General features: G+C 67.7%; 15 protein-coding genes. 9 read left to right on the top strand and 6 right to left on the bottom strand.

The genetic code is table 11. The features are described 5' to 3' along the window. Positions 1–7 precede the first annotated feature (7 nt). Positions 8–2992 carry an AAA family ATPase gene (locus ABZX79_RS33605; protein ID WP_355266392.1) on the bottom strand — a complete coding sequence of 995 codons (2985 nt, stop codon included), beginning with the start codon at positions 2990–2992 and terminating at the stop codon, positions 8–10. Between the two features lie 175 nt (positions 2993–3167). Between ABZX79_RS33605 and ABZX79_RS33600 the strand changes: the two genes are divergently transcribed. From ABZX79_RS33600 to ABZX79_RS33585, 4 genes are all read left to right on the top strand, one after another. Further along, entirely contained in the window at positions 3168–3344 is a 177-nt protein-coding gene (locus ABZX79_RS33600; RefSeq protein ID WP_355266389.1) for a hypothetical protein, read from the top strand. Between the two features lie 556 nt (positions 3345–3900). Further along, positions 3901–4104, top strand: coding sequence for a hypothetical protein (locus ABZX79_RS33595; RefSeq protein ID WP_355266386.1), 204 nt, complete (start codon positions 3901–3903; stop codon positions 4102–4104). A 151-nt stretch (positions 4105–4255) separates the two neighbouring features. Next, positions 4256–4738 carry a hypothetical protein gene (locus ABZX79_RS33590; RefSeq protein ID WP_355266383.1) on the top strand — a complete coding sequence of 161 codons (483 nt, stop codon included), beginning with the start codon at positions 4256–4258 and terminating at the stop codon, positions 4736–4738. 287 nt (positions 4739–5025) lie between these two features. Beyond that, positions 5026–5190 carry a hypothetical protein gene (locus ABZX79_RS33585; protein ID WP_355266380.1) on the top strand — a complete coding sequence of 55 codons (165 nt, stop codon included), beginning with the start codon at positions 5026–5028 and terminating at the stop codon, positions 5188–5190. 370 nt (positions 5191–5560) lie between these two features. On the opposite strand, the gene ABZX79_RS33580 is transcribed toward ABZX79_RS33585, so the two are convergent. Next, complete coding sequence (locus ABZX79_RS33580; protein ID WP_355266377.1) at positions 5561–7021, bottom strand: hypothetical protein; 1461 nt, start codon at positions 7019–7021, stop codon at positions 5561–5563. Between the two features lie 722 nt (positions 7022–7743). On the opposite strand from ABZX79_RS33580, the gene ABZX79_RS33575 reads away from it, so the two are divergent. The 4 genes from ABZX79_RS33575 to ABZX79_RS33560 all read left to right on the top strand — a co-directional run bounded on the left by ABZX79_RS33575 (position 7744) and on the right by ABZX79_RS33560 (position 11703). Continuing rightward, positions 7744–8061 carry a helix-turn-helix transcriptional regulator gene (locus ABZX79_RS33575; protein ID WP_355266374.1) on the top strand — a complete coding sequence of 106 codons (318 nt, stop codon included), beginning with the start codon at positions 7744–7746 and terminating at the stop codon, positions 8059–8061. After that, a complete protein-coding gene (locus ABZX79_RS33570) occupies positions 8048–8566 on the top strand; it encodes an ImmA/IrrE family metallo-endopeptidase (protein WP_355266371.1) in 519 nt (172 codons plus the stop codon). Before ABZX79_RS33575 ends, ABZX79_RS33570 begins: the two co-directional genes overlap by 14 nt. Positions 8567–9217: 651 nt before the next feature. Further along, a complete protein-coding gene (locus ABZX79_RS33565) occupies positions 9218–10222 on the top strand; it encodes a cyclic GMP-AMP synthase DncV-like nucleotidyltransferase (RefSeq protein WP_355266368.1) in 1005 nt (334 codons plus the stop codon). Beyond that, positions 10219–11703 (top strand): ThiF family adenylyltransferase, encoded by a 1485-nt coding sequence (locus tag ABZX79_RS33560; protein ID WP_355266365.1) that lies wholly within the window; start codon positions 10219–10221, stop codon positions 11701–11703. The genes ABZX79_RS33565 and ABZX79_RS33560 overlap by 4 nt, the downstream gene beginning before the upstream one ends. A gap of 458 nt (positions 11704–12161) precedes the next feature. Here the strand turns inward: ABZX79_RS33560 and ABZX79_RS33555 are convergent, their stop codons facing one another. Further along, positions 12162–13295 (bottom strand): SAVED domain-containing protein, encoded by a 1134-nt coding sequence (locus tag ABZX79_RS33555; RefSeq protein WP_355266363.1) that lies wholly within the window; start codon positions 13293–13295, stop codon positions 12162–12164. Positions 13296–13885: 590 nt separating this feature from the next. Here ABZX79_RS33555 and ABZX79_RS33550 point away from each other — a divergent pair. Next, entirely contained in the window at positions 13886–14023 is a 138-nt protein-coding gene (locus ABZX79_RS33550) for a hypothetical protein (protein ID WP_355266360.1), read from the top strand. Positions 14024–14106: 83 nt separating this feature from the next. Here the strand turns inward: ABZX79_RS33550 and ABZX79_RS33545 are convergent, their stop codons facing one another. Genes ABZX79_RS33545 through ABZX79_RS33535 form a run of 3 tightly spaced genes read right to left on the bottom strand, consistent with a single transcriptional unit; the run spans position 14107 to position 22089 of the window. Then, complete coding sequence (locus ABZX79_RS33545) at positions 14107–18969, bottom strand: SAV_2336 N-terminal domain-related protein (protein ID WP_355266357.1); 4863 nt, start codon at positions 18967–18969, stop codon at positions 14107–14109. Further along, a complete protein-coding gene (locus tag ABZX79_RS33540) occupies positions 18966–19976 on the bottom strand; it encodes a MoxR family ATPase (RefSeq protein ID WP_355266354.1) in 1011 nt (336 codons plus the stop codon). The genes ABZX79_RS33545 and ABZX79_RS33540 overlap by 4 nt, the downstream gene beginning before the upstream one ends. Positions 19977–20001: 25 nt before the next feature. Beyond that, complete coding sequence (locus ABZX79_RS33535) at positions 20002–22089, bottom strand: trypsin-like peptidase domain-containing protein (protein ID WP_355266351.1); 2088 nt, start codon at positions 22087–22089, stop codon at positions 20002–20004. Positions 22090–22144 lie beyond the last annotated feature (55 nt).

Below are 22144 nucleotides of genomic sequence, written 5' to 3'. Positions count from 1 at the left end.
TCTCATCTCACCAGGGGGGTGCGGCTGTTCCCTGCGCTGTCAGGCCGTTGGCCAGCAGTGCCCTCCAGCTGCCGCCGGGATCGTCACATGCCCGTTTCTCGGCCAAAACCTCAAGAGGCCCTCTGTCGCCTGTGTCAGCGGCGATCCGGGCGAGGAATTCGGCCTGCGTGTGTTCTCCGGCGGCTTCCAGACGCATGGCGAGCATGCCGGGAGCCCAGGGCATGCCCGCTTCGTGGGCGCGCCACAGCAGTGGCAGCGCCGCCTCGTCGCTGCGCTTCGCTGCCAGCTGCCGCACGACCGAGGTCCCGAGGGAAGCAGCCGCGCGCCAGGCCAGCTGTTCGGCTTTCTCGAAGCTGCCGGTCTTCTCCCGTCCTCTGATCAGGTTCCACAGCGGCTGTGTGTAGTTGCCGGCTGCGGCACGCAGGGCCCACTGGTCGGCTTCTTCCGTAAGGCCGGCGTTCTCCGCGTCCTCGACCATGGCCGCATACGCCTGCGCGATGCCCGCGGCAGCCGCGCTCTTCAGCAGGGCCTGCGCCTGGGCCCTGTCGGCGGTCGCATCATGGCGGACACGGTGGGCCAGTGTCCACAGAGCCCACAGCTCGCCCTCGGCCGCCTTTTCCATGACCAGCGCCTCACCGTCCTGCCCTGCTCCCCGCTCGTGCAGGCGGCGGATGAGCATCTCCAGGGCCCACCGGTTTTCGCCATCAGCGGCGCTGCGCAGCGCCTCGTCGCCTGCCTGCTGCCCCTCAACCTCGTCCAGGAGGACCACCAGTTCACGCAGAGCCCACGTCTCGCCCGAAGGCATCGGCAGCTTGCTGGGGTTGATGAAGTCCGTCAGCGGCCTTGGACCGGCCAGGAGATCGATGAGACCGCTCTGCGTGGAACGGAGCTGGCGCCGGCGTTCCATGACGGTCACGGCATGACGGTAGTACCGGACTCCGTCCGCGGACCGCGCCTCGGTGGCTGCCTTCTGGGCGAGCAGGTGCAGAGGCCGCGTCTCACCGTACGCGAATGCCTCCATGGCAGCCTTCTCGGCTTCCTCCGCGGAACCGGACTCGGCCGCGAGAAAGGCGAGTTCGCGTGCAGCTTTGCGGTCTCCTGCCGCTTGCAAAATGTGGCGGGCGCGGTCAAGGTCACCGCTGGACCGAAGGTCACTTGCATACGCGTGCAGCACCTCGGTATCACCGCATCGGGCCACCTCGTCATACCAGCGGGCAGCCTCGTCAAGCTGGTCGTCTTCCGCCAACGCCCTGGCCAGGATGAGCTGAGCGGCCGACACACCCTTGTCCGCTGCCTCTCGCAGCACCTGCTCAGCCCCTGCCAGGTCCGCTGCGTCCACCAACTCCCGCAAGTGTTCCTCAAGAGCCGGCACATGGCCTGCGAGGGCTGCCTGCCGGCGGACTCGCGTAGCTTCCTCGGTTCGACCGCGCTCCTTCCACAGCCACTCCAGGCTCAGAGCGGAATGCGTGTCACCGCTGTCGAGGACCTGCTGATAGAGCAGCGCCGCCTCCTGATCACGCCATCGTGCTTCAGCAGCCGTGGCCAGCGACATCAGTGCCTGGGGATCGACCAGATGCCGGCGTGCCGCCTGCCAGAACGATGCCGGGGGAGCGGCGTACCGGCGCTCCTTGCGACCCGTCTGGTCCAGATAGTCGGCCAGCAGGAACCGGGGTGTGCTGTCGGAGGCGCCAGGGCGGGTGCGGACCGGGCTGAGCATGCCCCGCACGCCGCGGAACGGCGTAAGCGCGTAGGTAAGGGCCTGCTCGAACCAGTCCTCGCCCAGAGCGTCGTACTCGCTGTCGCTCAGGTACCCGTCCGCGGCTGCCTCCAGGAAACCCGGCGGTATCCGCGACACCCCACCGAGGCGGGAGAGGTCCATGGCGGCCCGGACCAGCGCGGCCGCACCAGGCGGAGCCGTGCGATACCGGTCGGTCAAAGCAGGAGCACCGGCCAGATACTGCGTGATCTGGCCGTCCGCCGCCCGCTCCATCGCCTCAGCCAGCCGCGGATCGTGGGCACCGACCGCACGTATGTCGTCGCTTACGGCCTGGTCGAAGGAAGAAGGCACGTGGACGGCCCGGCCCGCAAGCAGCTCACGCGCCTGCGGATAGCGGTCAGCACCCATGAAGGGACGGTCGGCCATCGCGGTCCAGTACTCCGGCCAGACGGTCGCCAGGACAAGGACAGGACCACGCTCTGGATCCTGAAGCAGCGCGCGCAGCCCCGCTGCCACCCGCTCCGCTTCCTCGCCGGCGCTTTCCCCGACGTACCGCTGGAGCTCGTTGAGCCAGATCGCAGTGCGCGGCGCAACACCTTCTTCCAGGGCGTCGGCCAGCGCCTTGGCAGGAGTCGGGTCGAGCGGGTGCCACAACCGCCACCCTGCCGGAAGCTCCTGCACCGCCTCCCAGCATGCCCGGGTCTTGCCGGACGACGAACTCCCGACTAGAACCACCATCCCGCTTGACCCGGCCCCAGCCTGCGCCACTACCTGCCGCACCGCGGCGTCGTGCGCCCTGCGCACGTACAACGGCAGTGCTCCTCCTCTGTTGGAAGCCGCCACTGCCGAGGGGTGTACTTCCCACTCGCTGCACGCGTCGGCAGCCTGAAGAGCCGAAACGAGCGTTCCCCGTCCCGCAGGGGCGGCCAGGGACTCGGCTGTCACCACACGGGGGCGAGGCGGACGCCCGCCGCGCAAAGCCCGCTTCTCCGCGCGGGCCTCCTCCCACAGCTTGGTCCACGAGACGTCGGGAACCGGCTCACCTCTCCTGCGGGCCAGTGCCGTGAGGTGTCCGAAGAGGAACCCCACGGCTGCCCGGTTCGAAGGAACGCTTCCTCCCTTCAGCCAGTCACCCAGCGAAGACGTGCTCAGCGAAACAGCCGGAACCTGCTGCCGCCCAGCACGGACCAGCGCATCGAGAGTCGGCTTGCCCGCCTTCAGGTGGAGAGCACCAAGCACGCCCGCGAACTCCTGGACCGCCGTCCGCCCCTCCATCCACCACCACCTCATCCGGACGCACACTGCCGGAAAACCTGTCATGCGGGCCCTGAGCAGCGTAGACGCTCACCGATGGCGCGAGCGCACGTCGCCGGAAACTCCCCGGACGAGGCCGAATCACCTCACCACACCCCGCCACGAACGGCGGGGCAGACTCGTGAGGAGACCAACCGTGCTCACCCTGATCGAACTGATCAACGAGCCCATCACCGCCACCGTCATCGCCACTTACGGCCTGACAGTTGCCACCGTCGCCCTGATGGCGGTTCTCGACCCGTCCGCCCAGCGCCGTAAGGAGGCCCGCATGGTCCTGGCCCTGTTGCTCGGCCGCGACCGAAACGACCGGTGACGTAGAGCAGGGGCCCGTCGATGCTCAGAGGCAGACGTCGGCGGCACCTGCGTCAGGCGGCCAAGATTCACCGCGTGGTGGTCCGCCCCTGTGCGAGGTTAAGGACACCGACCAGTTGACCGCTGCGAGTTCATCGGCGCGCCGGTCGGCGGGGGCGCCGGGCCAGGCCGAGTACGCCCTGCCGTCATCGAGACCGATGCATCACACGCGCCGAGACGAGGAAGCATTCCGACGGCGAGATCGCCGCCGAGCGTGGCAGCACCGAGAAGGCCCTTACGCTCACCTGCACGCTTCGGACCGTCAACCGGAGGGCGTCGGGCCCCACTCGGGGGATGCTGGGGGACTGGCGCCAGCCGTGGAAGGGGCGGCGGTCCTGTACGCCGCTCCACCGCACCCCTACGAGCCCCGCGGCCTGCACGGCAGCTCCCGAGACGCCCGTGCAGGTGCAACGCCGGAGGATCATCTTTGCAGGTCAGAGGTTGTCCGCTTTTCCGTCTCGTGTTCTGCGGACCGAGGAACGCTGGATTGCCGGGATCGATGCCCCGAGAGTGGAGCCGTGCAACCTACTCACTACCGCGTACTGGTGGCGATCCTGATCGGACTGCTCGCAGTTGCCGTAGCCGTGATCCTTGCCCAGGCCGACTCCGAACCGGCCACAAAGGCACTCCGGGATGCCGCCGTAGCGTTCGCCGGAACGACAACCCTCGGCCTGCTGCTGATCGGCGCGCTCCGCAACAACCGTGGCGGGGGTGCCGAGTGAACCGCTACTGGACAGAAGGTCTGATCGTCCAGCCTTCCAGCCTTCACGACGGAGACGAGGTCTGGTTCAAGGACCGCCCGGTACAGGTGGCCGGCCATCTCTTCCCGCCCCGCTCCGCATCTGGCTGAGCTGCCACGCCACCGGCGTGGACATGTGTATCGCACTCCAGGTCGAAGACGGAGGATTCGTCGAGCAAGAGAACGCCACCACGATCAGCGGCACGCCTTCGGACCAAGAGAAGGACCGGATCCGCGCTTCCGCTCGCAAGCTCGCCCTGCCACTTGCTCTGTCCATGATTCCCTACGGCCCTTTCAGCAGCACCGAAGAGGGCTGGGAATGGACCGCTCATAGGTGGGGGTTGCCCCTTCGAAAGCTCTGCGATGCCATGCCCGGTCCCCAGATCGCCCTCGTGAAGGAGCTGCGGCGTCGCACGAGGCCCAACTGGCGGCGCACCTACCTGCCCCGCATTGAGGAGACTGCGCAGATCGTCTGTGATGCGCCTTCCGACCGGTCCATGCGGCAAGTGATCGAGACACTCGTCTGCCCCAGTACTCATGTCGAACGGACCACGGCGTACGAGGACCTCGCTGCCGCACGTGAACTGGGTCTGCTCCCCGAGCGCCGCACGCCGTGACAGACCGCCCTGCCGCGCCGCCGAAGTTGAGAGTCATGACAGGCCAGAGTGTGTTGTTTTGTGGGCCGTACTCGGCGGGGCCGGGGGGGAAAAGCCTTTTCGGCCGTTCCGCATGAGTGCTGACGGTACCGTGATGGTCAGGGAAACCGCATGCTCCATAGAGCCGGTTCGTGGACGGCTGACTCGACCGATCTATATGGCCGTGAGGCAGGCGGTTCCGGGGGAAGCGGTGCTCAAGTCCGCCGACGAGGCCGGGAAGGAGCCGCAAAGGCCGGTAGTCCAGATGCTTGTGGCGGTCCAGGCGGCCGCAGGCCGCTTTCCTGGTCCTGCCGAAGGCCGAGGCGGTGCGCCCGGACATCGACGCATCTTCCGCTGGGGGCGTTGACCTGGAGGAGCAGCAGGGAGCAGGCGGAGTGATGAGGGACGTGAAGGTGCTGTCGGCGGTGATCTGACGCCGGTATCGCGAGGGTGCGAGCATCGCAGTGGTGGCTAAGGAGTTGAGGGTGTCGAAGGCCACCGTGCAGCGTCACGTGCCGGTGGAGGAGCGGCGGGATGCGGCGGCAGCGGCGCGGCAGCGGCAGCGCAACCGGTCGGGGGAGCCGTACGAGAAGGCGCTGCGTACCCAGGTGGTACGCCTTTACAGTTCGGGGATGCCGCAGCAGCGTGTGGCGGCCACGCTCGGCATCTCGGTCGAGGCGGTGGCGGCCCGGCTGGAGCCGTCGCAGCGGCGTTCCCCGCAGGAAGCAGCAGGGCTCGCCGTCGAGCAGCAGTCACGGACCGGGACGAGGGTGCCGTTGACTTCGCGGCTTTCTGTAATCCGCTTTAAGGAGAAGACTGGTCTGCTGAACGGCGCCAGGGGTAGCTGCTCCAGCCTTCATCCAGCACGAGGTTCCGGGTGCGCGCGTGTCCTGCGAAGGCTTCGCGCAACGCGTAGGTGGAGCGCTGCGGATCTTTGACACGATCGACCAGGAGGCGGCCGACGGGGGCGTCGGTGATGGTGACCAGGTTCTCCAGGTCGCCAGCGCTGCACACGGACACCGGGACGGCCGCGTTGGGCTGCCGGGCACGTTGGAAGGGGGCGTTTGCGATGTGGAACGGCTCCATGGTAACGATCAATCCCTGGATGGGACGGTCGGCAGGAATTGATGTGAACTCCTTTTGCCGCCTCGCGATGAGGGCGGCGGTGTTGTCGATCTGCTCGTAGGCCCGGCCGAGCATCCGGCGGGCTTCCTCGACACGCTTGTCGGTGGCCAGGCGCAGATGCTGGGTCGGCCGAACGGACTTCACCTCTACCAGCAGCACGAGCTCATCCGTGATGACGATCCAATCGACGCTGCGTTGATTACCCCTGCCATACGTGATCTCGGGGACGACCTCGGCCTGCGGCCACAAGGCGAGCTGCCGGCCAACGTATGCCTCGAACAAATCGCCAAGATCTTGAGCGAATGCGCTGCCGTGGCGGGCAACGCCGGTGTAATAGATGCCGATCAGGCTGCCCTTGTCCGGGATGAGATCCGACACTGGAGCCAGGTACCCCGGCCCGAACCCACGCAGGAAGGGCTTGCTGCGCAGGGGGTTGAACTCGAACCGCCGCCGCAGCGGATCAGACGTCAGTCGGGCTGCCGCGTTCTCTTTCATGAATGTGCTGGCGTCGGTTAGGAAGTGAGTCTTGGTGACGGTGGTGAAGGTTGCGGCTGGGATGACATCGAGTACCGGGGCCATGCCGGGTGTGTCCAGCCAGGCAGGGTCGAACCTGCCGCCATGCTTGATTGCAGACCCCCATAGGAGCTGTGTGATCCCGACGTAGTTCGACAGACTCGTTCCGAACATATCGTCGTCCCAGCCGGGATGCAGGCACCGGGATGCGTTAATTTTGCTGGTTTGTGTCATTACGGCCGCAGTGCGGGCCAGGTTCTGGTAGGGCGACTCCTGCAAGGTCAGTTGCTCACCGGACGCGCGCAGCAAGAACTGCTCTAGGGAGTCCGCATCGGCATCATCCCGGACGAAGTGGTCATCCAGTTGCGTGTACAGCTCCAGGATTCTGTCCAGATCCTTCTCAGACGCGTCCTTTCGGAACTCGTTGCCGCACGCCAGGGATACGCGGGCAGCGTCGGCCAGCGCCCAAGGCGTGTACTTGAGGGTGCTCCTGCTGTTCTTGTATGCGCCTAGGCTGTATGTCGCCGAAGTCTGCGCGATGAGCGGCATGAGTGCACTTGGCCGATGGCGACGAATCCTCGCCACGTACTCCTGGTCACTGATCATCTGCCTGATTTCCCATGCCATACGGTAAGGATTTCTCTAGCACCTGCAGGCTGTCGCCCCATTACGAAGAGGCGTGGGGCCGGGCGCAGCGATCCTCATACGAAAGACCTTCTGCTGGCCGGGCCAGGGTCACCAGAGCGGGCGGAGGATGGGATCGGTGAGTGCTGCATTACGTAGGGGCGCTCGGCCCACCAGATGATCCGCTTTTGGCAATGCCCTTGGCCCGCCATAGTCGATTCAGCGCAGCCGGACCCGGGGCAAGGCCGCCCAGCAACCTGACGAACTGGCAAAGAACAGTCATCGGTCAGTGGGATGCGATGAAGGAACCGGCCGTGCCTACTGCCGTTTCGGCTGAGACCGGGCGCCGTACTTTTGCCTTGAGGTCAGGAGGCCCGGTCACGCCTCCGCGCACTTTGCGGCTACGGCCCTTGGGAGCAGGAGCAGGAGCAGGAGCAGGAGCTTCGATCCGCGAGTGGCGTCGAAGCGGACTTTGCCGCTCGTGGGCGATGGTCTGTGACGTTTCACCACGCTCCGCCGTCTTCGCCAGGGCCGGCTCAGCGGTTGCGGGACGTGAAGCGAGGCAGAAAGCGGCGTCCGCCGAGTGGCGGCATCCTGCCGTGCGCCGGTGAACCCTGCCCTCTGGCGAAGCAGACCGGTCCGGTCAGCGTGTCACCGCCCAGGGCTGGTCGGGTGCAGAGCAGGGAACTAGGTTGTCAGGGAGACTGGCAGCGCTTGGGGGATATATGGAAGAGCGGGAGTTCAACGAGACCGTTGCCCGGCTGATCCGTGAGGCGCGGATGCGTGCTGGGATGACACAGGAGTACGTAGGGCGGCAGGCGGGGCTGACGCGCGGTTCGATCACGAACATCGAGTCCGGAACCCAGACCCCGCCCCTTTATCGGCTTGCCCTGATCGCCGCAGCGGTCAACGCGGAACCTGCCGACCTGCTTCCATCGCTCCACCTTGACGAAGCGTCTGGACTTGCCGCGCGTCACGCCGCCGATGTCGCCGCGGTGTGGGCGCAGGCTTCGAAGAGGAGGGGCGTCCGTGGCGAAGGCTGACCTGGCGGCCCGCGGGCTGCTGCGAGAACTCCGGATCGACGCGCCACCGGTCGACCCCTTCGGCCTGGCAGAACACCTCGGTGTCCTGGTCGTCCCGCAGCACCTGGACGACGACGTCTCCGGCATGCTCCTGCGCAAAGACGGAGCCTGCGTCATCGGCGTAAATCAGGCGCACTCCTTCGAACGGCAACGCTTCACGGTGGCGCACGAACTGGGACACCTGCGCCTACATGAAGGCCGCCCGCTGATCCTGGACACCGACGCACGCGTGAACTACCGCAACGCGGTCTCTAGCATGGCCACGGACCGCGAGGAAATCGACGCCAACCGATTCGCCGCGGCGCTGCTGGCCCCGGAGGACATGGTCCGCCGGGCGGCACAGCACATCAGCTTCCGCACGACGGACGATCTTGTGCGGGTCCTGGCCAAACGTTTCCAGCTGAGCGAGATGGCCATGACCTACCGCCTGATGAACCTCGGCATCGTCTCTGGCCCCGCTCACTGACGCCACCCGGCCAGACTGCCGGCCCGGCCCCTGCCTCACGATGCGCGTTCCTGACGCCACCTGCCACGCCCGCTCTGGCCCCGTGCCGCCTTCACCTCTCCCGCCCCGGCTGCCTGAGGGTGGTGGGGGGAGCAGCCGAACCAGCTTCTCCCTGACCAACACTGAAGAGACGTCAGCCAGACTGACTCTCAAAAAGTGTCTTGCGTGAGTATCGCTCTGTGTGGTGCACTAGTTACCGCAGAGAGTGAGCGGTCTCTGTGCATAACGGGTGGTCCCTGCTCGGCGTGAGGCCGACGGGACAGGCCACCCCGGGCGGTACCACGTACGCGTGCCTGGCCATGATGGCCGGTAGCGTCGACCGGACCGCACCGGCTCCTTCGATGGCCAGCCGTCACCCACGGCCATCCGCTGATGCCGCGCATCGGCCGACCCTCTGCCCAGTGCCATGGCCGGTCCCCTCCGCGAGCCCACACCAGGCCCCTCGCGCATGCACACCCATGTTCGTACCCGTGCGCCCGCCTCACAGACAAGGCCACGTGCCCTCCCGGTCCCTTCCATGCCCTATGCCGCCACGTCTCCCGTCGGCATGCCCCCACGCTTTCCCGTCACCCCGAGTCCCGAGTCGGCTCGCCGCAGAAAGGAACCCTCACCATGCAGTGCCGCAAGAACTTCGAGACCTTCCTCAAGAACACCGTGAACCTCAGCCAGGCCAAGCTCACCCTCCTCGACGTCCGCGTCGAGGCCATCTACAAGGCCCTCAAAGCCGACCCCGAACTCGGCCCGCTCATCTGCGGCAAGAAGCCCCAGGGCTCCTGGGCGCAGCGCACCATTATCAACCCCGTCGGCGACAGCGAGTTCGACGCCGACTTCATGCTCCACTTCGCCGAGAACGCCGAGTGGGCCGACAGCCCCAAGACCTACATCGACAAGGTCTACGCCGCGCTCCACCGCCACAGCATCTACGGACGCATGCCCCACACCCGCAAGTGCCGTTGCGTGCAGCTCAGCTACGCCAACTCCATGCACGTCGACATCGTCCCCTACCTTCAGCTGGCCGACGGCCGCGAGGTGATCGTCAACCGCGATGCCAACACGTGGGAGCAGACCAACCCGGCCGGTTTCACGGTCTGGATGCAGAAGAAGGACGGCACCGCCAACAACAACCTCCGCAAGGTCATCCGCCTGATGAAGTACCTGCGCAACCACCGCGGCTCCTTCACCGGCACCCGCTCCATCATCCTCACCACCCTGCTCGGCGAGCGCGTCGAGGAGATCAAGGCGCTCACGGACCCCGGCTGCTACAGCGACGTGCCCACCACCTTGCTCACCATCATCGAGGACCTCGACCGATGGCTGCAGGAGCGCCCCTACAAGCCCTCCATCCCCGGCCCCTCCGGATCGGGCGTCACCTTCGACCACCGCTGGGACCAGACGACCTACAGCTACTTCCGGGCCCGCATCCACACCCACGCCCGCCAGATCCGCGAGGCCTACGACGAGCCAGACTACGACCGGAGCGTGCGGCTGTGGCGCAACCTGTTCGGCGACGCCTTCCCCGACCAGCCGCGTACCACCGCCTCCCTCACCCCCACGGCGGCCAAGTTCGCCACCCCACTGCTGGTCACCACAACCTCCCGCACCGGGCGTGCCGGATGAGCAAGCACAAGCCGCCCGCGGCCCGCCCCAGCCCCTCCCAGCGCCGCCTCCTGGACCAGCTCACCGCACTGGCAGCCGCACACGATCCGGACCTGCGCATCACCGGCCGCCCCCGTACCGACGCCGACGGCCTGGTCACCGTCCCCATCAGCGTCCGCACCGGCGGCATGCCGCACGCTCACGGAGGCCTGCAGCTCAAGGAGAGTGAGGACTTCCTCCTCACTCTCCCCGCCACGCCGATGATTCCGCCCCAGGTGCGCACCCCCCACATCCGGTTCGCCGGCACCCCGCACGTCCTGCAGGGCAACCGGCTGTGCCTCTACCTCGACCCGGCCCGCGAATGGGACCCCGCCGCCGGAATCACCCCCATCGTCAACCGCCTGTGGCAGTGGCTCACAGACGCCGCAGCCGGCACCTTCGACCCCGCCACCGCCCTCTACCACCCCGTCGGCGGCGTCCTGCACCACACCCCGGGAACTCCCACCGTCGTTGTACGAGAACCCATCTCCCACCGGCCGACCACAGCCTGGCTCACCCAGCGCACCGCCGACCGGCTCGACCTGACCAGCGCCCCCGCAGACTCCCACAGCCACCGCACCCCGATCCTGCCAGTGGACACACTGCCCCTGGGCGCCGGCAGCACCCTGGCCGAACTCCTCACCCTCACCCACTCCACCACCGCCCACGACCCGCAACCGGCCGATGCCGCATCCCCGGCGCTGCTGACCGCACTCGCCGCCAGCGCCCCCGAAGGCACCGCCCAGCACTTCGTCCTGGCCGTCCGGCACCCCGCCACACCCGCAGCACCCCTCTTCCTCCTCGCCGGCCGCCTGCAGCCCCAGGCCTGCGACACGCTGCGCCGCCTCGCACGCCGCGCGACCCCCAGCCGCCTGGGCAGCCTGCCCGACGACCTGCGCCACGCCTCCATCGAATGGTGCTACCTCTCCGACGAACGCCCCGAAGTAACCACCCGCCGTGACACCCTCCGCCCCGTCCGCGCCTTCCAGGACTGCCACATCCACATCTGGGGCTGCGGCGGCATCGGCTCCTGGGCAGCCGAAATAGTGGCCCGGGCCGGCGCCTCACATCTCACCCTCAGCGACCCCGGCCGTGTCACCGGCGGCCTGCTGGTGCGGCAGAACTACACCGAACACCACATCGGCATGACCAAGGCGACAGCTCTGGCCTCACACCTGCGCACCATCCGCGGCGACATCCGCATCGACACCACCACCACGCCCCCCCGACCCCGCCCTCCTGACCGCCGGGGACCAAGCCGACCTCATCATCGACGCCACCGTCAGCATCACTGCCGGACGCTTCCTCGACCTCCTCGCCCAGCAGCCCCACCGCAAAGCCGTCCTGGCCCAGCTCGCCACGGACAGCCTCACCGCCAGCCTGGGAATCCTCAACATCGCCGCCCCCGGCACCCACACCCCCCTGTCCACCATCGACCACACCGCCGGCGGCCACGTCCTTAACGACCCGAGCCTCGAGGCGTACCACGCACTGTGGGCCGAACCCGCCCCGGGCGACGAACTGCGCCCCACAAGAGGCTGCTCCACTCCCACATTCCACGGCTCCGCCGCCGACCTGATGGCAACCACCGCCACCCTGGTCAACCTGCTAGGAACCCAGATGCGCCACCCCATATCCGGGACCCACCTGTGCGCCCAGCCCCACACCGGGACAGCCCCGGCACAACGCTTCATCCCCCACACAACCGCGTAACGAGTAGTCCCCGCGTCACTGAACCGGCGGCCCTACATCCCCCGGCAGGGCCGCCAGCCCCTATGAGCTGCCGGACGTCGACAACAGGCCGCGCGAACCTGGGCCGCACCCCCACCGCAGCTCCGGCAGGACCCCGTACATCCCGCTGCGGCCACATACCTCCAAGACCTGAAGAGAAGGTGCTGCACGGCGGGCCGCCGCCCCCGAGTCAGCCGGGAACCTGCCCCACCTCCAAGGTGGGCACATAGCTGCCCGCCAGACGCTCGTAGATCACCAGCTGCGGGTGCACCTGCGGATGGTGAGCACGGCCCAGGGCGACAGCCGCGGAGAGGGGAACGGCAGGCAGGACATGCAGGCGGCGCAGCGACTTCGCCTCCCTTTCCAGCCGCGCGAGAAGCATCCGCAGCGTTTCCTCCAGCCGCCGCAGTGACGCCCGGCACCGCAGTACGTCCGGACCGGCCTGCGCGCCCACCGGACTGACCTCGTAGCGGCGCAGAGACGAAAGCTCCCGCGGAATCTCATAAGGGGCGATGACCCCCGAGACATTCACCACGACGACAGCCTCATCCCCGTCCGGCCCAGCCTGAACCGGATGCGCGGCGAATTCGGTGACCGGGCCGCTCTCGGCGGGCCACACCCAGGACTGCTCGTGCCGGTGACGCTGGTAGATGTCCGTCGGCACAGTGTCGTCCAAGAGCGACCCCAGGTAGACCAGCAACGGCAGACGCGCGAACCCGAACACGCTCACGTGCTGCACGGAGTCCCGCTCTATCCCCGGCCGCAGCCGATTCCGGACCACGTCATCGATGACCTTTGTAGCCTGCTGGTAGTAGTGACGGCTGGCCTCGGCGGCAGACTCCGCGTCCCAGGCAGCGGCTGCCTGCTCGCCGGGAGTGTGCCGCAGATCGATCTCCACACCGTGCCGGGTGTAGGACTCCAAGTACAAAGGAAACCGGCGGCCCGCCGTCACAGCGTTCGCAGCGGTCTCCCGCGACAGCTCCACCGCATTTCCGTGCACCGACCCCACCATCCGCACCACCGTGGTGGCCCTCTCCGGCCCCAGCGCGGTCAGGTGTCTGACACGGTCCTCGTGCTCCTGCTTCACGCAGCGCAGCCACTCGACGGTGAAGACGTCCAGCGCGGCCTTCGCATCGATCTCCATATGCTGCTGGGCACACAGCAGCATCAGATTGTCCGCCTCGTCCCGCAGCGCCTTCTCCAACGGATGCCCACCGCGCGGCGAGCGTGGATCAGTGCTCTGCCCGACAATGTGCGCGACTTCCCCCAAAGGCAGCGTCCGTCCCGACATCGCCCCCTCCAGCAGATATGCATTGCACAGCATGCACCTGCCTCCACTGCGCACCCACACGGCGAGAACCGCCTTGGATGAAAGACGGCTCCGCTTCCCGCCGCCCCCGCTCATCAACACCGCCTCCGTCCCTCCCCGTCAGACCAGACGCTAGACGACACCTCCCCTAACACCAGGGGGATTTGACAAAGCGCGGCGCACCCTCGACGTGCATCTTCCGCTCAAGGAACGAGGGCTCTGGCAAGCACAGCCACGTCGAGGTGAGGAAGGCTCTCGGCGTGCGCCTTCCCCGACCTGCGCCCCGATACCGACGAGACCCTCCTCACCCGCTGGCGGACGTACAGAGCCATGAGTGAGCCGGCGGGCTCTTTGTAAAGGCGTAACCCCGAAGCGGCACTGTGTCCGTCACCGGTGACGAAGGCTCTGGTCACAATTGCGCAGACCGGTATGGTAGGTGTGGCTATTGCGCTGTTCTCTGGGCATGCCTTGCACCAGAGGGCATGCGCGGGAAGTAGTTGTGAACGGACCGGCATCCGGGTTGGACGGTTTCTCCCTACCGTCGAGGCCGGTGAAAACCCTTCCGGCTGCGGCACTGTCGAGCAGTTCCGCTTGAGCGCAGCCCAGTGACCGCGGTCTTCGACGACGGCATTCCGGTCCGCGCCCACGTGACGGACGACGGCACTCTCGCCATCGAGCTGGCCGAAGGACGCGAGGTGCTGGTGTACGCCGGTGAGAGACCCGACCTCGCCTCGTGGCTCTGAGTGGGCCGGGTGAGCCCTGGGGGTGCCGTAGAACGGTCCCGGGCTCGGACGTTGCCGAGGGTTTCGTCCGGCGGGGTCGCCGACTACTCGCCGCCCGGCTCGAACATCTCTGGGGAGACTGGCTGGCGCGGCGTGCGGACCTCGTCGTCCACAGGGAGGACTCCTGCCTGGGTGAGGTCCGCGTCCGTCACCATGGCCTCCGCAAGGATGCGGTGGAGCAGCGCCCTCTGCGTGTAGGCGAGCTCCATCAGTCGGCGGAGCACTGTGAGCAGGTCGATGAGTTCGAGGCCCCACTCGTCGGGCCACCGCCTCATGTGGATGTCGTCCAGCGGGCTCGTCTTCCTGTTGTCCGGCCGCGCCTTGCGGTAACCGAACCATTTCTTGAGGACGTTCATTCCGCCCACGTCATAGGACCACACCTCGGCAGGTACCGGCCCGAAGGCACCGTGACCGACGTGAAGGGTCTGTGTGTCCGCGTCATAGCGCATCTCGCCCGGGACGTTGTCACCGACGGGTGCCAGACACCTGACCCTCCGGGCGTCACCGGGCTCGTAGGAGACGGAGGCGTGGTGGCGTCCCGAAGCTGAGTCGAAGCACACCTCGCCGTAGGTGGAGGCCCACAGCACCTCCTCGCCGAGGCGCACGGCCGCTTCCCAAAGCCTCGGGTTGCGGGTCAGAGGTACTCGCACGCCCGGAGTGAGGAACTCTTCCTGGAAGTGCTCGGTGAAGCCGGGGTGCGCAGCCACCGCCATGACGTACGCGGCCACATCCTGGGCGCTCACCTGGCTGTGATTCAGGTGGGCCGAGAGGACCGGCAGCAGCCGCGGCGGGACGTTACTGGTGCCGTCCGGGTACAGGAGGGGGTGCACCCGGCCACCTCGCCCGTTGAAATGGTGCATGTCCGGGAGGAGGCTGGTGGCGACGACAGCAGGCCCGGATTCGATCGGATGCCCCCATGGCTGGTTGAGGAAGACCTGACCTGGCTGCAATGCCGCCCAGAGCCCTGGGCGCTGCTGGTCGATGACACGATCGTCGGCGACCAGCCATTGCCGGTCGAAGCTGCGCATGCCGATGCGCACGACTTCCGCGAGCGTGGAGGTCTCTTGGCTGATCGGCACGCCGTGCGAGGAACGGCCGGGCAGCCCGCCCCGGATTCTGTCCGTGGATCGGTCCCTCGTCTCCTTGAACAGCTCGGCTTTGACCGCGGGATCCTCTTCGCTGACGAGCTGGTTCCAGCGCTGCTCCAGGATCTGCTTGCCCGGCGACACGGCCCATGCCCGGTGGGTGGCCACGCCTTGGCTTCCCCAGGGGAAGAGATCGCTGAGTGCGGGGTACGCACCCCAGTCGGGACGCGGGGCCGGGGTGAAGGGGGCGGTACCGTCCGTACGGGTGGTCCGCCACTCGCCCTGTTCCGGCCGAACGGTCTTGAGCTGCTCGAATTTCTCGGTCCGGCGACTGTGCGCGCCAAGCGCCCGACCGCCCAGCTCGAGCAACTTCGCACGCGTCTCCGCATCCGTCGAGTAGACGACAGTCCCCGCCATGCCCCGTGTCAGCAGAACCTTGTACACGTTGCGGATCAGTCGGTCCGTCTCCTCGTCCGACGCGCCCCTGAGCGCCGGGTCCTTGGAAGACTTCCGGTCAGTGACGAATCGATCGCCTCGCCAAACCATGTCGGGTCCGATGACGACTCCGCTCCAGTCGAACTCGAAGCCTTGCGCCGTGTAGATGGTGCCCACCTGACCGGATCCGGCCGGATCGGTGGCCCACAGCGCGGCAGGAGGCGCCTCGGACACCGAACGGTCACCGCGCAGATTCCAAGGGCGGGCCCAGTCACCGATCACCACGTCCAGGGGGAGGGGGTCGCCCGGCCTGGGCTCCGGCGACCAGGGCCAGCAATAGCCCGCGGTCATGCGGGCACCGTACCCTTCGCTTCGGCGGTCCTCCAGGAATGCCTCCATCCCCTCCGGGCTGTCGGCAACGAGGAGTTGCATCCGGCCGTCCGGTTCCCAGAGCGTGGGCCCGCCCGCCTCCAGCCCGAGGAGACGCACCACCCAGTTCAGGTAGACGTCGCTGCCGCCGCAGCGGAACTGGCTGTCCAGCGCTACGACCCGGAACGGCAGCCCCTTCCTCCCGGCCGACCCCACGATCTCCGCCACAGTGCCCATCTCGCCGGGGCGCACCACTTGGTGCTCGTCGAGGAGAAAGACGGGGACACGTGCCACGTCGATGAGTTCATCGATCTGCGGGCGTCCGGTGCGCAAAGAGGCCTGGGTGTAGCGGTTGGCGGAGGTCTCGCGGATTCGGTGGGCCTCGTCGCAGATCAGAACGTCGAGGGAGTTCTCCGGGGTCGTCATGAAACTGTTGAAGTACTTGAAGAGGTCCTGCACTTCACGTTTGCGGCTGCCTGCGACCTTGCGCAGGGTTTTGGTGAGCGACTGCGAGCCGGTGGCATGCAGGGCTGGTACGCCGTGCCGGTACAGCTCGCCCAGCAGGTGGAGTGCGATCACGCTCTTGCCGGTCCCGGGGCCCCCGGTGATGACGACGACTTCCTTGTGAGCGGAGTGTTGTGCCTTCCGTACTGCGTTGAGAACCGTGCGATAGGCGATCTGTTGTTCGTCCAGGAGGATGAACTGCCCTTCCTTCACTTCCTGGGCCGCGACAGCCGTCAGCTTGCTCGGGGGGAGGAGCTTGCCCCGGAGGAGTTGGTCGGCGGCTTCTGCTCCCGAACGGCCGCCGTTGAACCGCCCACGCAGGTACGTGAGGAACTCTGCCCGGTGCTCACCGGTGAACAGCCGGCTTCCGCCCTCGTATTCGATGTCCCGAAGCCCGTCCACTCCGGCCTCGGTGGCGTTGGGCAGGTAGACGGCTCCGCTGACGCGTTCCGGGTGTCTTGCCAGCAGGCTGTTGAATTTGACCAGGTACTCGCGGTAGCGCTGTACCTGGTCGATGGGGTTGAGGACGAGGAACGTGTCGGTGCCGACAGAGCACAGAGCCGGATCGTTGGTGTCCGGTCTGGCCACGGTCCACTGTTTCAACTCGATGAGCACATACGACGGAGCCGAGCGGACGGGGTCCAGGCCGGACAGGATCACGTCTACTCGTCTGCTGTTCATCGGCAGGGTGACCTCAACGAGCATCTCGACCTCGGAGAGTCCGGCGTCGATCAGGCATCCCGCCAGTGCGGGAAGACCTCTCTCCCAGGCTTGGACCTGCGCAGAAGCTGGCCTGTGTCCGAATGCACGGACGTAGCGGTCGTTGAGGAGTAGGAGCAGCGAACCGTCCTGTGCGTCTGCGGCGACCGCTCCCGCGGACGCCCGCAGCAGGGCTCCGCCGAATGTCGCGGACATCTCCCGGACACTGGCAGGTGTGCTTGCACCGTCGGAGGGCGGCCTGCCGTGGGTTCCGTCCTGGGTGGTGGGGTCGGCCACCGCCGCGAAGGGCGAAGCCCCGTCCGGCAGCCTGATCGTTCCCGAGGCATCGGCCATGAGCGCGGAGAAGTCCGGCAGCCGGCCGAGGTACGGCTCGAGGGCTCGGCCCACGGCCTCGGTGATCTCCTGGGCCTGTGTCCTGCTCAGTGCACTGGACAGGAGTTCCCGTACACCGGGCCGGAAGTCGTAGAGGCCGTCTCTGCACAGCGATTCCGGGAACCCTTCGAGCGTTTGGTCGTCGTCGAGTCGCTCCAGCAGTCCCCCGAGCAGCACCTCGGCGACGTGTGCCGAGGTGGCCTCGGGAAGGGTGGCACCGCGGACGAGTTGTATCAAGAGCGGGCTGAGAGGCCTGATCGCGGAAAGCCGAACTGCCAGACGGTAGGCCTGCGGGGAAAAGGATCCCCGGAACACGGCGATCAGCCGGTCCGGCGGCACGGTGGCGGGGCCAGGGCCCTCCTCCGCCGCCCCGGCGTTGGGAGCCTCCAGCGCGGTTGCCTCGACGAGGTGGGGGGCGGCGGGTCCGGTCAGCAGCTGCGCCCATGACGCCAGCGAGGACGGCGACAGGGCGAGCACCGGTAGAGACAGTCGGCCCGAAACGAGCTCCGCCCGTTCACCTGTCAAGGGGTCAAGCATCAGAACCTGGTCCGCCGCCGGGAAGCGCTGGGTGGCCCTGAGCAGGTGCGGCTGCGGCTGGAACCTCGTGGCGCGCCACAGGCGCTGAGGCAGCGGGTTGAGAACGGCGACGGGCCCACGTGCCCCCCAGGCTGCGACGGCGTCGGCTGTGACAGGGCTTGTCCAGGCCGGATGAACGCCGTCCGTCAGCAGGAAGGTGACCGATGCCCCGGCACCGGTCCTGTGGTGCCGCGGACTCAGCTTCTGCGGGGTGAATCTGCTGACGTGGACGGTGCGGAAATTGCCGCTGCGTTCCAGCAGGGCGCCGAGTTCCGGCACCAGTGACCGCCACACGCGCATGGACGGAGAGTCGTCGACCAGGAGTACGGCTGCGTGCCACAGCTCTCGCTCGGGGCGCAGCACCACGTCGAGGGTGCCCGATTCCGCGGTGAGCCTGACGGTGGCCTCCACATCAACGACCTTCCGATGCGGGTGATCCCGGTGCCGGCGCAGGGGCCGGAGCGATCGGGCCAGGTTGTGCGCTCCGGGCAGGGCTCGCGGACCCGGGACACGCACGGCACGAGCGGCCGTTCCGGTGGCGGGTCGGGCTGTCCTGCTGTCGGTGAAGAGGAACCGGCGCCGCCCGGTTACCGGTTCTTCCGTCGGGCTCGTAGGGGCAGGTCCGGAACCCGTCGGGTCGAAGCCCTGCTCATCGGTGTCAGTCTGCCCGACATCGTCGGCCGGAGGTCCGGCCTCTTCTGCCTCCGCCGGATCCGGCGCCGTCGCGTCGCCCGCTCCTGTCCGGGCCCCTTCCATGACACGGGCCAGGAGGAGGACGTCTAGGAGCTCCTCGCCGCCGAGCGGGTAACCGAGGCCGTCCAGGACCCGCCGCAGTCGGTCGATCACGCCGGGAAAGCCTCGTCGAGACGATGCATGACGGCGTTGATCAGCTGCTCGCGGCTCAGATCGGCTCCCGTGACGCGCAGGTGAACCGCGGCCAGGAGCTGATCGGTGGCAAGGGTCTGCACGGTCGCTCTCTGCAGGAAGTTCTGGATGAGGTCCTCAGCGTCGGCAAGCGCCTCGGCTCCAAGGTGGAGGCGGACGATGTCGCGGAGCTTCTCCTCGTCCGGGTCCGGCAGATCGAGGCGCACACAGCGACGGAGGAAGGCCGGGGGGAAGTCCCGTTCTCCGTTGCTGGTCATGACCACGATCGGAAAGTGGCTGCACGACACGGTTCCGCGGTGAACCTTGGCACGTTTCCTGCTGCCGGTGACCAGCACGTCGGCACTCTGCTGGTCCTCGGGAAGCCGCGCGAGTTCGGGAATCTCGAACGCTCCCTCCTCCAGTACTACGAGGAGGTCGTTCGGCAGATCGATGTCGGCCTTGTCCAGCTCGTCGATGAGCAGTACTCGGGGGCGATCCGTGGCAGCGAGTGCCGTGCCCAGCGGGCCGAGTCGCAGGAAGTCGCCGATGCCCGACCGGCGGCCCCTGGGACGATGCCCCAGTTTCCTGGAAGCGCCGCGTGTGGCTCGTGTCTCGCGTTCCAGCGTCGCCTCGCGCAGTCGGCCCACCGCGTCGTAGCGGTAGAGGGCGTCCGTCAGCGTCGAGCGGCTGTTGACCGGCCAGCGGAGTACGTCATCCAGTTCCAAATCCTCGGCGATGGCGTGGGCGAGGGAACTCTTGCCGGTACCGGGACGCCCAGTTACCAGTAGAGGGCGGCGCAGGTGGAGTGCGGCGTTGACGACTGCGACGTGTTCCGGGCCCATGAGGTACTGCTGGGCCGTCGGAGTCCGCGGCGATCCGGCGAGGCTCCGCCACGGTGGCGGAGCGGGCAGGTCGGCCGGTCCACGGAACACCCACCAGTCCTCGGCTGCCGCGCTGGGGTCGTGATCGGGCACTGGGTTGTGCGACACGGTCGCTCTCCTTGGCATGGTGGGTTCAGGGCTGGGTGAGGGCCCAGGCATCGGGAGCAAACGGTGGCGGTCTGTGGTCCGGCCCGTCGTACAGGAGTGACAGTCGACGCCCGTGGTGGGTCGGGCAGTCGGGGTCGGCCAGGGCTCTGGCCCGTTCCAACCGCACCGTCTCCGGCAGGTCTGTGTGGCTGATGCCTTCCACCAGGTCGAGCAGCCGCTTGGCCGTCTCGGTGTCGTGGTCCTGCCGGTGCCACAGGACGGTGTGCACACCCGCCTGGAGACATTGCCGGAGCACCTGGTTCTGGTGCTGCCGCTCGCAGCACATGATGACGACGCCGGCGTCCGGAACCGCCTCAAGCTGTGCCTGGGCAACGCCCGGGCGCGCCGAGCGCTGGTCGAGGACGATGGGCCGGGACAATGGGAGCGCTTTGGTACGCCGCTTCCACCCGGCGTAGGTGTCCCGCGTCCGCCCGGAACTGCGCAGGACGACCCGACGGGTGATGCCCAGGAAGAAGTCGCCGTCTTCCTCGTTTCCCCTCAGATGCCAGGTGTCCACGTCGAGCCGCAGCCAAGGAGGTGCCAGGAAGAACTCCACCAGAGCCTGATCCGTGTGCTCGTGCACCTCGGTGCGCAGCACTGCTCTGACGCCCTCGACTACCTGCTCGCTGGATACCTCAGAGTCCTGCACCAGGACGAGCTCGTGCCGGTCGTCACCGCTACAGACCCATATCTGATAGGTGAAGCGATGCCCCGGGTCGATGGGCAGCAACTCGACCTGGATGCGGGGAGGCGCTGCGGCGGTCTCAGCGGGACCGCCGCAGGGAGTCGGGCGGATGTCCTCGCGGAACTGGTCGACGGCGGCCTCAGATATTCCCAGCCGCGGTGCCACCCTGTCGACCCAGGCGTCCAGTTCCTCCGACAGAGGATTCCCAACGGAGTGCTCCACAAGGCCGATCCGGACAACCGACTGGAGGAGCGGCGGCATCAACCGGTTGTCAGACGGGTACCCCTCGAGGAGGTCGGTGACGTCCACCAGTCCAGAGACCAACGGCAACTCGTCGACGTACGGGAGTACGGCACGCAGCAGATCCTCGGGGTCGGTCTCACGGCACTGGGCGAGAAGGCCGACCAGTTCCCGCCGCTGTCGCGTCGTGAGCGTCTCCCTCGGGCTGACCACACGTGCCGCGCGCAGGAGCCGGTCCCAGGCGGCCCTTTCGTCCGAGAAGCCGAGGGCGCCGGTGTCCACCAGGTACTCCCGGACCACTTCCAACAGTTCCGGCACGCCGCGTCGCACGCCGACGGCGAGAGCAAGCAACCGGTGATGATCCGCCGCCTGATGGATGGACTCCCTGCCAAGCTTGGCGGCCAGCCTGACCTCACACTTCAGGACAGCCTGTGTGCCCGGCAAAAGTCTTTCCAAGGCAGCCAGCGTCCGCTGCTGGCCATGTCCTGCTGTGGGCACCTCGACCGGCGGAAGGTCCGGCAGCTCGGCCTCGATGGCGGGCAGGCCGATCGCGTACAACGGGCGTCGTGCCGCCGGGCTCTTGCCGGGCGCGTCCACGTGTGTGGCGACCACGATCCCGACCACGGCCTCCCGATCCCGGTCCCACAGCGGCCCACCGCTGTGTCCCTCCCGGGCCTCGCCTGCGTCGACGTCCAGCACGATCCAGGGCTCAGCCACCGCACGTGGCGACGCGACAATGGTCATCGCGGGATGGCCGCTGGCCCACAGCGCGATGACGGGGTGCCCGTCCCGCTCTGGAAGAAAGGGCGCCGGCTCCGCACCGTCGGGAGGGGGTTCGGCGAGTCTGAGCACAGCCAGGTCGCCGAAATAGGGAAACGGAAACTTGCCCGTGGTCCCCGCGGCACTGCTGTGGGATGAAGGATGTGCCCGCGGCGGACGCCACATCGCCTGTTCGACACGGCCGACCAACTCCCGGTCTGGGGCCACATGGGGCATCCGTAACCGGACGACGTTCCCCTGCGCCGGTACGGAGTCTTCGAAGCGGTGTCGTCCCAACGCGCTGTTGACGACATGGGCACAGGTGAGAACCAGGGAGTCAGAGATCAGAACGCCGGCGCCGATGAACTCGGTCTGCCCTAGGACGGACACGAACGACCGGCGAAGTGTCGCGTCACTGTGAGTGGAAGGGATCACCTGGTACAGC

Origin of the sequence: Streptomyces sp. NPDC002994, from assembly GCF_040611155.1 — a bacterium.
GTDB lineage: Bacteria > Actinomycetota > Actinomycetes > Streptomycetales > Streptomycetaceae > Streptomyces.
Note: the sequence above shows the minus strand (reverse complement) of the source record. Positions and strands in the feature narration are given on the sequence as shown.

Excerpts from the sequence above, each read along its gene's own strand:
- ABZX79_RS33605 (WP_355266392.1), bottom strand. The coding sequence starts at position 2,992 with ATGGAGGGGCGGACGGCGGTCCAGGAGTTCGCGGGCGTGCTTGGTGCT.
- ABZX79_RS33590 (WP_355266383.1), top strand. The coding sequence starts at position 4,256 with ATGTGTATCGCACTCCAGGTCGAAGACGGAGGATTCGTCGAGCAAGAG.
- ABZX79_RS33580 (WP_355266377.1), bottom strand. The coding sequence starts at position 7,021 with ATGGCATGGGAAATCAGGCAGATGATCAGTGACCAGGAGTACGTGGCG.
- ABZX79_RS33575 (WP_355266374.1), top strand. The coding sequence starts at position 7,744 with ATGGAAGAGCGGGAGTTCAACGAGACCGTTGCCCGGCTGATCCGTGAG.
- ABZX79_RS33565 (WP_355266368.1), top strand. The coding sequence starts at position 9,218 with ATGCAGTGCCGCAAGAACTTCGAGACCTTCCTCAAGAACACCGTGAAC.
- ABZX79_RS33560 (WP_355266365.1), top strand. The coding sequence starts at position 10,219 with ATGAGCAAGCACAAGCCGCCCGCGGCCCGCCCCAGCCCCTCCCAGCGC.
- ABZX79_RS33555 (WP_355266363.1), bottom strand. The coding sequence starts at position 13,295 with ATGCTGTGCAATGCATATCTGCTGGAGGGGGCGATGTCGGGACGGACG.